We start from the raw sequence: 14,540 nt of genomic DNA, 5'->3' as shown, positions 1-14,540 counted from the left end.
TAGGTGCGCCTGTCACATGGATGGAGGAATGCGAATGTATTACGGGATCTGGTTCGGCTAAAGCCGGGACACCTGCCCCGTAAAGGGTGGTGTTCAGGCGCCATCTTTCTTCGCACGTCTATTTTCCTGCTCAATCGGAGCACTATCCATGTTTCGCTATTTCGAAAACCTTGTTGACCCTTTTGTTGCCTACCGTGAGGCTGACACTCCGCCGACGCGGTTGTGGCCCTTCATGCTGGATTATTCGCGGCCCTTTATTCGGGTATTTTTCTGGGCGGCGCTGGTTTCCATAATCGTCGCGGGTGTTGAAATCGGGCTGATCTACTACATGGGTCGCGTCGTGGATCTGTTGGGCGGCACGCCGGCAGAGGTCTGGCAAAATCACGGAACGGAATTGCTGCTGATGGCAGCCTTTGTGTTGCTGTTGCGTCCGCTTCTGCATTTGGTCGACGTACTTCTGCTGAACAATACGATTTTGCCGAACTTCGGTACGCTGATCCGTTGGCGTGCGCACAAACACGTGTTGCGTCAGTCGGTTGGCTGGTTCGAAAACGACTTTGCCGGGCGGATTGCAAACCGGATCATGCAGACACCTCCGGCGGCGGGTGAAGTGGTCTTTCAGGTTTTTGACGCGATTTCCTTTTCGCTGGCCTATTTGATCGGTGCGGCGATCCTGCTGTATGCGGCGGATCCGCGTTTGTTGATCCCGCTGCTGATCTGGTTCGGATTCTACGCCATGCTGGTGCGCTGGACCGTTCAGCGTGTTGGTCCGGCGTCAAAAGCGGCCTCGGATGCGCGTTCGACGGTCACGGGGCGGGTGGTGGACAGCTATACCAACATCCATTCGGTCAAAATGTTTGCCCATGGCCCGCAAGAGCTGGACTATGCCCGCGAGGCGATCGAGGAAACCCGTCGGACATTTCAGATTGAAATGCGGATTTTCACTATTATGGATGCCGTTCTGGTCACTTTGAACGGTATGCTGATCGTGGGTGTTGTGGGCTGGGCGATTGCCTTGTGGATGCAAGGCAGCGCTTCGGTCGGTGTTGTTGCGGCGGCTACGGCCTTGACCCTGCGCTTGAATGCCATGACCGGATGGATCATGTGGGCCCTGACCAGCTTTTTCCGCCAACTTGGTATCGTGTCCGAGGGGATGGAGACCATTGCCCAGCCCATCGATTTGCTTGATGCACCGACTGCGAAGCCACTGCAACTCAGCAAGGGTGAGATCCAGATCCGCGACCTCTCGCATCACTATGGTCGCGAGGCCGGCGGTTTGGACCATATCGACCTGACCGTCCGGCCCGGCGAAAAGATTGGTTTGATCGGGCGGTCTGGCGCGGGAAAATCGACCCTAGTAAAGCTGCTTTTGCGGTTTTACGACGTTGAGCGTGGCGCAATTCTGATTGACGATCAAAACATTGCGGATGTCACGCAGGACAGTCTGCGGAGCCATATCGGCATGGTTCAGCAAGATAGCGCGTTGCTGCACCGGTCGGTGCGCGACAACATCCTCTATGGCCGTCCGGATGCGTCCGAGGCACAGATGATCGCCGCTGCCAAACAGGCCGAAGCACATGAGTTCATCCTCGATTTGCAGGATCCGCAGGGTCGCACCGGGTACGACGCGCATGTCGGTGAACGGGGGGTGAAGCTGTCAGGTGGCCAGCGGCAGCGTGTGACGCTGGCGCGGGTGATCCTGAAGGATGCACCGATCTTGTTGTTGGATGAGGCGACATCCGCCCTAGATTCCGAGGTCGAAGCGTCAATTCAGGAAACTCTCTACGGCATGATGCAAGGAAAAACCGTGATCGCCATTGCCCACAGGCTTAGTACCATCGCGCAGATGGATCGCATTCTGGTGATGGATGCAGGCCGTATCGTCGAGGAAGGCACGCATTCTGATCTTCTGGCGCAAGGTGGCCTTTACGCCCAATTCTGGGCGCGGCAATCTGGTGGCTTCATGAACCCGGAGGCCGCTGAATGAGGATTGCCGACCTCATCTATCCGTTCAGGAACACCGAAACGCCCCCACCGCAGACGTTGGGGGCGTTCATCCGCTGGAGCCTTTCCGGGGCGTGGCCGATGCTGTTTGTTGCGGCGTTCTTCTCGGCCATTGCAGGCGCGATGGAGGCGGTCACGGCATGGATACTGGGCCGCGTGATTGATGTGGCGACCGCCAGCGGACCCGAGAATTTTCTGACCGCTTCTAATATGTGGATGATCCTCGGTGCGGTCGCCTTCTTCATGTTGCTTCGCCCGATCCTGTTTGGCCTGTCATCCTTGTCGAACAATTATATTGTCATGCCAAACATCACACCTTTGGTTCTGGCCAAGTTGAACCGTTGGACCTTGGGTCAGTCAGTGACCTATTTCGACGATGATTTTGCCGGTCGGATCGCGCAAAAGCAGATGCAGACATCGAACGCCATGGCTTCGGTCGTGTCGGAAACGATCAGCGCGATTGTGTTTGCCCTGGCGTCTCTGGTGGGGTCTTTGCTCTTGTTAGGGTCTATTCATCCTTTGGTGATGCTGCCCTTCGCGGCATGGCTGGCTGTGTATTTCATGCTGGTGCGCTGGTATCTGCCGCGCATCCGCAAACGTTCCGCCGCGCGGGCCGGGGCGCGGGCGATGGTGTCCGGGCAGGTGGTCGATACGATCACCAACATCAAAACCGTGAAGCTGTTCGCCCACTCGAAATTCGAAGATCAGGCGGCGCGTGAATCGATGGTGGATCTGCGTGAAAAATCGCTGGATTTCGGCAAGTTGTCGGCGAGTTTCCGGTTCATCCTCATGACACTGGCCGGTGTCCTGCCTGTCTTGCTGCTGGGCGCGACTTTGTGGCTGTGGCAGGGCGGCATGGCGACCGCCGGGGATATCGTGGCTGCCGGGGCGGTTTCGATCCGTATTGCTCAGATGACCGGTTGGGTCAGTTTCACCTTGATGGGGCTGTATGCCAATGTCGGTGAAATCGAAAACGGGATGAAAACGCTGGCCAAGCGTGACCGGGTCGAAGATATGTGCGGGGCGAAGGACCTAGACGTGACCGAAGGGTCGATTTCCTTCGAAGGCGTCAGCTTTGCTTACGGGCGCGATATCGGTGGCGTCACGGACTTGAGCCTGACCGTCAACCCGAGCGAAAAGCTGGGCATCGTCGGTGCATCCGGGGCGGGGAAATCCACGCTCGTCTCACTGTTGCTCAGGCTCTATGACAGGGAAAGTGGCGCCATTCGTATCGACGGCCAGGACGTGTCACAGGTGACGCAGGACAGCCTGCGCCGACAGATAGGTATGGTCACGCAGGAAACGGCGATGTTCAACCGGTCTGCTCGTGAGAACATTCTGTATGGCCGGCCGGACGCCTCAGAGGCCGAGATGATTGAGGCCGCAAAAAAGGCCGAAGCGCATGATTTCATCCTGAGTCTTGAAGATGCTCATGGTCGAAAAGGCTATGATGCTCATCTGGGTGAACGGGGCGTGAAACTCAGCGGCGGGCAGCGACAACGGATCGCTCTGGCGCGCGCCATTCTGAAAGATGCTCCAATTCTGGTTCTCGACGAGGCGACATCGGCGCTGGATTCCGAGGTTGAAGCTTCGATTCAGACCGCGCTGCATCGGGTGATGCAGGGTAAAACGGTGCTGGCCATTGCGCACCGGCTGTCGACACTCAGCGAAATGGACCGGATTGTTGTTTTGGACGAGGGCAGGATCGCCGAAACCGGAACGCATGAGGCGCTGCTGGACCTGGGTGGGCTGTATGCGCGGTTCTGGCACCGCCAGTCGGGCGGGTTCATTCAGGCAGAAGCTGCGGAATAAGGGTTTTTTTGCTGCGAAAGCCCAGCTATCAGGCCTCTTATGACGCAGCAATTCATAATCACACGGCTTGGACATCAGGGCGACGGTATTGCCGATGGCCCTGTTTACGCCCCTCGTACCCTTCCCGGCGAGATCGTCAGCGGCACCATTGTTGGCCAGCAATTGACCGATATCCGGGTCGAGACACCGTCCGAACACCGTGTCAAAGCCCCTTGCCGCCACTACAAAGCGTGTGGTGGCTGCCAGTTGCAGCACGCATCCGATGCATTTGTGGCCGACTGGAAACTGCAAGTCGTCCGCAAGGCGCTGACGGCGCAGGATCTCGAAGCACCCCTGCGCCCGATACACACATCGCCCGAACGGTCACGTCGGCGGGCTACGATTGCCGTAAGGCGCACGAAAAAGGGCACATTGGCGGGGTTTCACGGTCGTGCATCCGGCACGATCACCGAGATACCCGATTGCCGCTTGCTTGACCCGGCCTTGATCGTGGCCATTCCCGTGGCCGAGGCGCTTGCCACCCTGGGCGCAAGCCGCAAGGGCGTTCTGGCTGTCACGCTCACACTGTCCGAAGCTGGTCTGGATGTGGCCGTAACAGGTGGCAAGCCGCTGGACGGCCCCTTGGAACTGGCGTTGGCGCAGGCGACCGAGAAACATGGGCTGGCCCGGCTCAGTTGGGATGATGAGGTTATTGCCATGCGGCATGCGCCGGTTCAGCGCTTTGGAGCAGCCGGAGTCACGCCACCCTCCGGAGCTTTCTTGCAAGCAACAAAGGACGGAGAAAAGGCTCTGTCAAAGGCAGTTTCCGAGGCTACACGCGGTGCGAAACGTATCGCTGACCTGTTTGCAGGCAGCGGAACGTTCTCTTTGCCGTTGGCGGAAAGCGCCGAAGTTCACGCGGTTGAAGGCGAGGCCGCCATGATCGAGGCGTTTGATCAGGGCTGGCGCAGGGCACAGGGGCTGAAACGCGTCACGACCGAGGCCCGCGACCTGTTTCGCCGCCCGCTGATGCCGGACGAGCTGAAATCTTTTGACGCCATTGTTCTGGACCCGCCTCGCGCCGGTGCCGAAGCGCAGGTAAACGAGATAGCACAGGCGCAACGCCCGGTGATCGCTTATGTCTCGTGCAATCCCGTCACCTTTGCGCGCGATGCAAAAACGCTGGTTAACGCGGGTTACACCCTTGAATGGGTACAGGTCGTTGACCAATTTCGGTGGTCGTCACATACGGAACTCGCTGCGCGGTTTGTTCTCAACGCCGCATCTTGATCTTACTGGGGAAGCTGACACATGGGGTCCAAACAGCGTTTGCTGAATATTATCGAAGCGCCCGTTTTCGGGCGGTTCATAACGGCCGTGATCATTTTCAATGCCATTCTTTTGGGGATGGAGACATCGCCGACCCTGATGGAACTGGCAGGTCCTTTGATCGTGGCGCTGGACAGGCTTTGCCTGGCGATCTTTGTGGCTGAAATTTCCATGAAGCTGATTGCCACCGGGCGCAGGTTCTTCACAAATGGCTGGAACATATTCGATTTCCTGATCGTTGGAATTGCCCTGGTTCCCAGCGCCGGGGGTCTGTCGGTGCTGCGCGCCCTGCGAATTCTGCGGGTGTTGCGCGTGATTTCCGTGGCGCCTCGTCTGCGTCGCGTGGTCGAAGGGTTCATCTCGGCCCTTCCGGGCATGGCCAGCGTGTTTCTGCTGATGGCAATTCTGTTTTATATCGGTTCGGTAATCTCGACCAAGCTGTTTTCGGAAACGTTCCCGGATTGGTTCGGCGATCTGGGCCTGTCTGCTTATACGCTGTTCCAGATCATGACGTTGGAAAGCTGGTCGATGGGCATCGTGCGCCCGGTGATGGAGGTCTATCCCTATGCCTGGGTCTTCTTTGTTCCCTTCATCATGGTCACGACCTTTGCGGTGGTGAACCTGTTGGTGGGTCTGATCGTCAATTCGATGCAGGATGCCCATCATGCCGAGGATGAGGTTAAAACCGATGCCTATCGCGACGAGGTTCTGGAACGGCTGGAAAGCATTGAACGTAGACTGGCCGAGCAGTCGAACATCAAAATGTGATTTCAGTTTTTCCAATTTTTGGCATAATGATCAAAAAAAGCAGAGCAGGCAGTGAAACATGGATCGTCGAGTATTCGGTTTAGGCGCGTTGGCAACGCTGAGCCTTTCGGCTTGTGCCTCTAGCGGCCCAAGATTTCTGACTTACAACGGACCCGAGGTGACCTCTTTGGTGGTCAACAAGGGCACGCGCAAACTTTACTTGTTGCACAACGAAAAGATCCTTAAGGAATATGACGTCGATTTGGGGTTTGCCCCGAATGGAACGAAGAACCAGCGCGGTGACGGTAGAACGCCCGAGGGCACCTATCTGATCGACCGTCGCAACCCCAGAAGCCGGTATCACCTATCGCTGGGCATTTCTTATCCCAACTCGCAGGATGTCGCCAAAGCCAAGGCTGCGGGCGTTGATCCGGGTGGGGATATCTTCATCCACGGTGAACCCAATCTGCGTTCTGAGCGGAGACGCGCAAAAAAGAAGCGGGATTGGACAGCTGGATGCATCGCGGTCAAGAATGACGAAATCGAAGAGATTTACGCGATGGTTAACAAAGGTACGCTGATAACCCTGCGCCCTTAGGCCGTTTTTGGCGCCCAGTCACTGAACCCGAATGCCTCATAGTCGCGCTGATAGGCGTCAACCGCCAGCGCTTCGAGGTTTTTGTCGTAGATCAGCTGCAAAGCGTAGGGTTCATCCGGTGCGCAGGAGCCAGGCTGAGGCGGGTTTGAATGCCCCATGCTGCGCGCCAGATTCGGCAGATCGGTCATCAGATCCTCCTCTCTCAGAATCAGATCCGGCAGAGTGAAGGATGCGATCCCTTCCAACGTCCTGGACTGGCTGCACCACGTGCCGTCCACACGGACCGGTGTCTGCCCGTTGAGGTTGAGGCGCAGAAAGTTCAGAAAGCCCGAAAACGCTTCGCGGTGCTGTTCGACAGAATAATTGTTGTCCCTCACTTGCCCCGGAATCGGCAGCTTGAGCCGGTTGCGAAGATAATTCCGCACCATCTTATAGCTGCCCGGCCCCGTGTTCAGAATATGACTGCAAAACGCCGTATGTGCCCGGGCCAGAGGGTGACGCAGGACGGTAAATTGCCGATGACCGGGATGGCCCTGCTTCCATGACCGGACCTGTTTGCGATTTCGATCCGTGATCAGCTTGTCGGTCTGACATCCGTCCAGATCAGCCAGCCATTGCACGATAAGAGGCTCTATCCCGCCCCGAATGGGCAAATACATCAAAGGAGACCTTGCAGCGGCAACATAAAGCGGTACAGACGCGCCGCGCTGCGGCTCAAAGCTTGTTGACCGATGCAATCCGAACCGATCCTGATCGCACAGGGCTTGTTTCAGTTCATCAGGATTGGTGACCTTCGACAAAGCCGGCGCCGGGTTTTGCGGTTTCAGGGTATCATCCAGTCGGGTCAGCCGCCCCTCAACCCCCAGCCATGCAGCCAGCCCGTTTATGACCTCCAGCTCGGTCAGGTCGTCATAGTGAATGAAGAACCCGGTTTGGCCTGTCTTTTGCAGGTGCCGTTGCACCATAAGCTGATGGTCTTGCAGCTGGTTCAGGTAATCCGAAAATTCGTCGGCGTCGAAGTCAACCTGCGCGTCGACGCGGCGTTTCACATTCTTCAGCAGCCACTGCTGCGTTTTCTGTGCTATTTTCAGCGACAGGTAGCTGTCCAATGGGTTGCGGGTCAGAATGATCTTGGCGCAGCGCGGATCGTTCAGCATGGGTTTCAGGATACGTGGGTCATGGTCTTCGAAATATCGAAAGCCATTGATGTCACCCGGTGCTGATTTGATCGCCTTGAGCATTCGTACGGGGTCCGCATCCCGGTCTTCCAGCGACAGGCCAAGCAGACGATCGGATTTCAGGCTGCCCGCAAAATGCGGATTGAACGCCTCTCCGTGACAGGTGACCCCTTCCAGCGCGTTCAGGTTGGCCTCAAGCAGGTTCGAACCTGTGCGCATGGCGGCCAGAATCACGAAGTAATCAAAATGGGCTGACATGGGCAATCACTGCACCAGATACGGTTTTCGGTATGGCTTTTCCTGGCGACCGAACACATCGTCCGCCGGGAAATCACCCATCAGATATGGGTGCATTCCCTGATTCTTGAGGTTTTGCAGGAACTTCCCGAATCCGGACAGTTCGACCATGGTTGGCACTTCGGTCAGATGGCTGGTCTGCTGCATGCCGATTTCTTCTAGAATGCCCAGCAAGGCATCCATCGGAGATTCAATGAAGTCGGCCAGCGTCCAACTGCGCATCCGCGCCTTGGTCCAGACCGATGTCAGCACCTCCAGCTGCTTGGTTTCAATTTGTTGCAGGCGCGCCGCCTCACTTCGGATTTCCGAGAAATTCATATTGGACCGGAACAGTGGGATCGCCCAAGCGCCGGTGATGACCGAAATCTGAGCGTTCTTGTCCCGTGCCAGAAACCAGTTGATTTCCTGAGTGTCCCGCGGGCTGAACTGGAAACACTGGCGTTCACCGCGCGTATTCCAGATCAGGTTCGACAAAAAGGCGGTCGGGTTATAGTCCCGCAGCGCCGCACTGTCGCTGAGGGCGCCATTTGTTATGGCTTCTCCTTGCGAAAATTCGGCGCGTTCCGGCCCGAATAGATGCCCGTGGACTCTGGCCCCGGTGGTTGCGGCCAACCAAGGTTCGAAATCCTCGAACAGTTCCGAAAAGCCTTGGAATACGGAATATTGTGACGATGTCAGACCGTTTTCACTGCCATGGCGGGGAAACCGGCTTTGCATATACAGCCCGTCGCGCCCACGAGTTCGCCGTTCCACCGCTTTGGAAAACACGCGATCGATCTTGCCCGGATTGGGCTCTGCCGGTTTCATCGCCCCGGCCTGATCTGTCAGGAATGCCTGGTACAATCGCTCTGCGCGGGGCCAGATTTTTCGGGCGACAAAACAATCCGATCGACGCAGCAATTGCAGATGATCGTCATAGAAGATGTGCGGGCGGCCTTGGTAATCGAATTTGGACAGCGTCAGGGACCTGCTTTCAATATGCGTGGAATACAAGCGCGCCAGTGTCTGGAAATAGCTTTCATCCGGAATCCAGACATGACGGAAATACTTGTCATACAGCTTGCGCCTGGGGTCTTGAAGGATTGCCGACAGCGTTTGGCGGGTCAGGCACCACCACTGGCTTCCCATATGCGGAACCAGTCCGTCTGGGATTTTCCTGCGAAAGCCCATCAGACGCTGTAGTTTTACATGTGCGTCGAATAGTTTGCGATGCTTGCGCCACGAAAACGGAAACCGCAGGGTGAACCGTTCATGATCCAGCCCGCCGATGGTCCAGCTGACATCGGATGTCGTCGCGCTTTCGATGAAATCGACACGCGGCCGGTCTGACAGGTAATCGATCAGTTCCTGAACCGGTCGCAAGGGCAGGCAGGCCCCCGAGGCAAGAAATACATGCCGAACTTCGGGGAAACGCTCCAGCATCAACTCGGACGCGCTTTGCGAGGCGGCAACGATACCCCAGCCACCCCAATCGCAGCGATGTCGGTCAGAAAACACGATCGATGGATTGTTCGAACAGGACGCAACAAACCGGGAAAAAACAGTGTCTGGCACCTTGCGATCCACATGGATGACCACCGGGCACCCTGCTGCTGTCCAGTGGCGTGCGACCTGCTCGGCGCGGTCCAGCGAAGTATGAACCAACATGACAATACCCAGACCGCTCATGCCCAGTTTCCTTTCGACATGAGGCCCAGGATCTCAAGCTGTCGCCAGTTGATGTAGGCCTCGGACCATTCGCACCAGAAAACAGGCTTGTCCTCAAGCCGGGTTGCATATGCCTTGTATTCGCCCGAGCCCCGGTAATGCTGGCCACGCTGCAATTCTTCGCGGGCTTTTTCCCCAAGAGTATTGATCAACTTGGCATGAAGCAGTGACCCGCTGGCCTTTTCGCCGCCCCATTCGTCGTAAACCTGGTTGAGCCCGCGCGGCAAAAGCGAATGGGTCGAGCTGACATAAACATAGCGCCGGTTCCATTTTACCAGCGGAATCTTGTTCAGCGCCGGTGCTTTGGAGGGGTTGTCCTGAAAGAACACGCGCGCCCGTGGACCCCCTTGAATCCAAAGGTTCTTGTACTCGGGGTTCTTGGTGATCATGTAATTCCCGGGATCGAACCAGCGCGCGATTTCGAACGGGTTCTGACCTTCGGCATAGGGGTCGGCGTCCACCGGACCTTCGGGGTACATGTCGATCAGCATCGTGCCAAAACTGCGCACGGCACTGCCATCCAGCCAGTCCGTCAAGGCTCGGATTGGACGGGTGTCGCAGAACGGATAGATGAAGAATTCGTCCGGATCGACGCTCAGCACCCAGTGATCGTGCGCGTATTTGCGCAGCAGATAGTTCGACCAGTCCAGACCATAGCTTGCCCGTTTGTAGCTGGTCGTCGTCCGCCAGACCGAAACGTCAGCCTGTTCTTTCAAAAATTCAAAACTGCCATCATCGCTGTTGTTGTCGACAAACAGAAAATGGTTGATGCCCAGTTTGCGATAATATTCAAGAAAGAAGGGCAGGCGAATTTTCTCGTTCCGCACAACGCTCATCAGCAGGATATCATCACGCCGTATGGCCTGTGTGTTGTTGCTGACTGGCTTGAGCTCGCGGCGTCGTTTGAGGCAGCGCAGAATACGGCGCTTGCGCCGCAATCTCATTTTGTAGGACTCAAACAGGCTCACGTGACTGCCCAACCTTTTTATAACGCGAGCTTTCCCCGAACCAGCCGTGACAGTTGGCACGACATGGCATTACCGGTTTATGCCATCTTTGCATCTTCTGACGCAACGTCTTTAAAACCCGCAAACTGTAAACGTGCGGTTGATGCCCTTGTTTTCGTTTTCAATCCCAGCCTTCGCCGTTCATCAGACCCAACTGTTCCAGCTGGCTCCACCCGGTGTAGCGCACCGATTGTGGGGTCCACATGTCCGGCTGGTTGATTATCCCATCGTAGTATGGCCCGAATTGGTCCGGATCATGAAAATGTTGGCGTCGCTGCTTTTCGGTATTGGATTTCTCGATAACGTCCGGCAGGAACTTCGTGTGCAGCAACACGCCCGACGGGGTATCGCCGCCCGGGCCATCATAGGTTTCGTTCAGGCGGCGCGGCAGGGCAGAATGGCATGAGTTCACATAGGCATAGCGCCGCGACCAGCGCATCAGCGGGATCTTGTTCAGCGTGGGTGATCTTTGCCGGGTTTGCGTAAAGAAAATACGTTCCCGCGCGCCACCCTGCACCCACAGATTGCCCATCGGGCTTTGCCGCTGCGCGCGATACGGTCCTGCATCGAACCAGCACAGCAGATTTGTGGGGTCGGTGTCCGGGTCATAAGCCGCATCACCCAAGGGGCCCTTGGGATAGAGGTCCAGCATCAGCGTCCCGAACCCGATCTTCCCGTGCAGGTCCAGCCAGGTTGTCAGGTCATGCAGGGACCGGGTGTCGCAGTGGGCATAGACCAGCAGTTCATCCGCATCCACCATCAGGCACCAGTGGCGGTGGCCATAGCGCATCTGCAACCAGGTCAGCCAGTCCAGGCCAAACCGCGATCCACGATAGCTGGAATGGGTTCTCCACACCGAGACATCCGGTTGATCTTGCAGATACTCGGATGATCCATCGTCGCTGCCGTTGTCGACGATCAGAAAATGATCGACGCCCAAGGCGCGATAGTGACGAAAGAACCAGGGCAGGCGGATGATTTCATTGCGCAAGGTGACAAAGGCCAATATGTCACCCCGCTGGATTCGGGATGTCTGATCCTTCTGGCGGGTCAACTGATGTCGGCTGCGCAGCGACCTCCAGAGCAGCCGCCGGCGTTTCCAGCGCAACCTGTACTTCCGTGCCCATCCGATCCGGGGAAGTGTCAAAGCAGAGCTGGATGTCACCGGGTCCTCATTTTTCGTAGTGGCCGTTCTGGTGCCAGCGCCAGGCGTCTGCGATCATCGTCTCTAACGTAGATCTTTTTGGCTTCCATCCCAGTTCATTTTCAGCCCGCACAGAACCAGATACCAGCTTGGTGCAATCTCCTGCCCGACGAGGGCCCACTGTATACGGCACGGGACGGTTGGTGACGGACCTGGATTGCTCGATCACCTCAAGAACGGAAAACCCGGACCCGGTGCCCAGATTGAAGACACGGCTGCCTTTGCCCTGTTCCAGCCAGCCCAGCCCCAGAATATGCGCATCTACCAGATCGCAAACATGTACATAATCGCGGATACAGGTGCCGTCGGGCGTATCATAATCTGTGCCAAAGACGGTCAGACCGTCCCGCTTGCCGTCAATCGCGTCCAACATCAGCGGGATCAGATGGGTTTCGGGGCGGTGAAACTCGCCCACGTCTCCTTCGGGGTCTGCACCTGCAACGTTGAAATACCGGAAGATGACATGGCGCAGCCCATGAGCCGCCTCGAAATCCTTGAGGATATCTTCGATCGCGCGTTTTGATGCCCCGTAGGCGTTCAGAGGATACTGCGCCGTGGATTCATCAAGAACCACATTGTCGTGCTCGCCATACGTTGCACATGTGGACGAAAATACGAAATCCAGACAGCCGGCCTCGACGGCTGCTTCAATCAGAGTCAGCGAGCCCGTGACATTGTTCGACCAATACACGCCGGGCTGGCGCATGGCATCGCCAACCTGGCTGAGCGCCGCGAAATGCATCACCGCATCTGGCTTGTGTTTCGCGAACACCTCATCCAGGCGGTCCCGGTCCAAAAGGTCGCCCTGTTCAAAAGGGCCAAATTGCACCGCATCCTGCCAACCCGTGATCAGGTTGTCGTAGGTCACAGGAAGGTAACCTGCCTGCGCAAGCGCCTTGCAGGCATGTGAGCCGATATACCCGGCACCACCGGTGACAAGAATTGTCTTCATGGCATATCCATTGGGGCTGGTTGAGGCACAGTTTCTACAGGGGCGCCGTCAGAGTCATGGGGAAAAGACGTCACTCCAGCCCCATGGCTGCCATCATCTCTTCGATCTTGGGCACGTCCTGCGGGTTGTTCAGTTCCCAGAACTGACGGCCCCTTGCCTCGACCTCGACGCACAGAACCTTGCGCCCGTTTTCCATGAACCTGAGCTGTTCCAGGCCTTCCAGCTGTTCCAGAGGCCCGGTTGGCCAGCCCGGATACGCCGCAAGAGCGTCGGGCCGATAGGCGTAAACGCCGACATGGTGAAACACGGGTGTCGCTTCATCGCCGGCGTATGTCTGCGACGTGAAGGGAACAACCTCTTTCGAGAAGTACATCGCACTGTGATCGCGTCCGAACACTGCCGTCGTGCCACCTACACGGCCATGCTTGCGGTCATTCAGCAGACTGTTCAACGCACTGCCGTCACAGCGCAGGACAGGGGTCGCAACACCGGCATCCGGGGCGGCGCGCAGGCCGGAAACCAGATCTTCGACAAACCAATGCGGGGTCAGCGGAGCGTCGCCTTGCAGGTTGACGATGATTTCATACCCGCCACCCAGAACCTCATGCGCCTCGGCGCATCGTTCGGTGCCGTTCTGACAGTTTTCCGAGGTCATCACGACCTCGGCCCCAAAGCCCTCGGACACGTCGCGAATGCGCTCATCATCCGTCGCAACAACAACGCGATCGACACCCGAGACTGACATGGCTGCACGCCAGGACCGTTCAATCAGTGTCATGGATGCGCCTTTTGCGCCGGTCAGGGGAACCAGTGGCTTGCCGGGATAGCGGGTCGAGGCGTAACGGGCTGGAATGGCAATCAGAACAGACATCAGGCTTCCTTCAGTTCAACACCCGGAGCGTAAGCAATAAAGAACGGATTTGCATAGCCATCCTTGCCATAAACCAACGGAGTATGGTCGTCAAAACGCACAACCTGGCCACCGGCTCCGGCCAGTACCGCGTGGCCTGCCGCCGTATCCCATTCCATCGTGCGCCCGACGCGCGGATAGATATCCGCTTCGCCCGTGGCAACCAGACAGAACTTGAGCGACGAACCCGCGCTTTTGCTGTCCTTCACATGATATTTGTTGATGTAGTCCTCAGTGGCCTGATCCCTGTGGGACTTCGACGCCACGACCAAAAGCCCGGAATTATCCGGTTCAGAGACTGATATGGGCGTCAAAGGACCGGTCTCGTTTTTGTCGAAAGCGCCCGTTTCCTCGACCGCGCGGCCATCAGCCAACGTGAAGAACATCCGACCCCGCGCCGGGGCATAGACCACTCCCCGGGTTGGCACTCCGTTTTCGACAAGCGCGATGTTGACGGTAAAGTCGCCGCGACGGTTGATGAATTCCTTGGTGCCGTCCAGCGGATCAACAATGAGGAAAGTATCGCCTTTTTCCGAATGCGAAGCGGCCTGTTCTTCGGTGATCAGAAGAATATCCGGGAATGCCGCACGCAAGCCTGCCGAAATCAATGCGTCAGCGGCTTCGTCTGCCTCGGTCACAGGGCTGGAGTCGGATTTGACTTTGACATCGAAATCATCCGCCTCGTAGATTTCCATGATCTTGTCGCCTGCCTCCAGAGCCAGTCGCCGGATGACGGGAATAAGCGCATCGTAGGTCACAAAAAAGCTCCGTTCCTGTGGTTTGTTGATCCAAAATCGCGATCGACTTATGATGCGG

At 57.1% G+C, this 14,540-nt stretch carries 12 protein-coding genes; 5 read left to right on the top strand and 7 right to left on the bottom strand.

The annotated features are described in order from the left end of the window. The first annotated feature begins 148 nt into the window (after nt 1-148). The 5 genes from ACR0LI_RS11410 to ACR0LI_RS11390 are packed head-to-tail and all read left to right on the top strand — an operon-like array spanning nt 149 to nt 6,469. Nucleotides 149-1,987, top strand: coding sequence for an ABC transporter ATP-binding protein (locus ACR0LI_RS11410; RefSeq protein ID WP_171724017.1), 1,839 nt, complete (start codon nt 149-151; stop codon nt 1,985-1,987). Beyond that, a complete protein-coding gene (locus tag ACR0LI_RS11405; RefSeq protein WP_209834360.1) occupies nt 1,984-3,816 on the top strand; it encodes an ABC transporter ATP-binding protein in 1,833 nt (610 codons plus the stop codon). The genes ACR0LI_RS11410 and ACR0LI_RS11405 overlap by 4 nt, the downstream gene beginning before the upstream one ends. 39 nt (nt 3,817-3,855) lie before the next feature. After that, the gene (locus ACR0LI_RS11400; RefSeq protein WP_480718531.1) at nt 3,856-5,085 is read left to right on the top strand and encodes a class I SAM-dependent RNA methyltransferase; all 1,230 of its coding nucleotides are present in this window, start codon (nt 3,856-3,858) and stop codon (nt 5,083-5,085) included. Between the two features lie 21 nt (nt 5,086-5,106). After that, a complete protein-coding gene (locus tag ACR0LI_RS11395) occupies nt 5,107-5,892 on the top strand; it encodes an ion transporter (protein WP_480491680.1) in 786 nt (261 codons plus the stop codon). A gap of 58 nt (nt 5,893-5,950) precedes the next feature. Then, complete coding sequence (locus tag ACR0LI_RS11390; protein ID WP_171230125.1) at nt 5,951-6,469, top strand: L,D-transpeptidase family protein; 519 nt, start codon at nt 5,951-5,953, stop codon at nt 6,467-6,469. On the opposite strand, the gene ACR0LI_RS11385 is transcribed toward ACR0LI_RS11390, so the two are convergent. The 7 genes from ACR0LI_RS11385 to cysQ form a co-directional block, all read right to left on the bottom strand. Then, nucleotides 6,466-7,905, bottom strand: a complete 1,440-nt coding sequence (locus tag ACR0LI_RS11385; RefSeq protein WP_480718530.1) for a nodulation protein NodH — start codon at nt 7,903-7,905, stop codon at nt 6,466-6,468. The genes ACR0LI_RS11390 and ACR0LI_RS11385 overlap by 4 nt on opposite strands. A 6-nt stretch (nt 7,906-7,911) precedes the next feature. After that, nucleotides 7,912-9,612, bottom strand: a complete 1,701-nt coding sequence (locus ACR0LI_RS11380) for a DUF5927 domain-containing protein (RefSeq protein WP_171724021.1) — start codon at nt 9,610-9,612, stop codon at nt 7,912-7,914. After that, nucleotides 9,609-10,595 (bottom strand): glycosyltransferase family 2 protein, encoded by a 987-nt coding sequence (locus ACR0LI_RS11375; protein WP_171635782.1) that lies wholly within the window; start codon nt 10,593-10,595, stop codon nt 9,609-9,611. Before ACR0LI_RS11375 ends, ACR0LI_RS11380 begins: the two co-directional genes overlap by 4 nt. Before the next feature lie 184 nt (nt 10,596-10,779). After that, a complete protein-coding gene (locus ACR0LI_RS11370; protein ID WP_480718529.1) occupies nt 10,780-11,823 on the bottom strand; it encodes a glycosyltransferase family 2 protein in 1,044 nt (347 codons plus the stop codon). Nucleotides 11,824-11,830: 7 nt separating this feature from the next. After that, complete coding sequence (gene galE / locus ACR0LI_RS11365; RefSeq protein WP_171724023.1) at nt 11,831-12,814, bottom strand: UDP-glucose 4-epimerase GalE; 984 nt, start codon at nt 12,812-12,814, stop codon at nt 11,831-11,833. A 70-nt stretch (nt 12,815-12,884) separates the two neighbouring features. Beyond that, the gene (locus ACR0LI_RS11360; RefSeq protein ID WP_171724024.1) at nt 12,885-13,685 is read right to left on the bottom strand and encodes a 3-deoxy-manno-octulosonate cytidylyltransferase family protein; all 801 of its coding nucleotides are present in this window, start codon (nt 13,683-13,685) and stop codon (nt 12,885-12,887) included. Then, a complete protein-coding gene (gene cysQ / locus ACR0LI_RS11355) occupies nt 13,685-14,482 on the bottom strand; it encodes a 3'(2'),5'-bisphosphate nucleotidase CysQ (protein ID WP_480491687.1) in 798 nt (265 codons plus the stop codon). Before cysQ ends, ACR0LI_RS11360 begins: the two co-directional genes overlap by 1 nt. Nucleotides 14,483-14,540: the final 58 nt, after the last annotated feature.

The organism is Ruegeria sp. CL7 (assembly GCF_056536445.1).
Note: the sequence above shows the minus strand (reverse complement) of the source record. Positions and strands in the feature narration are given on the sequence as shown.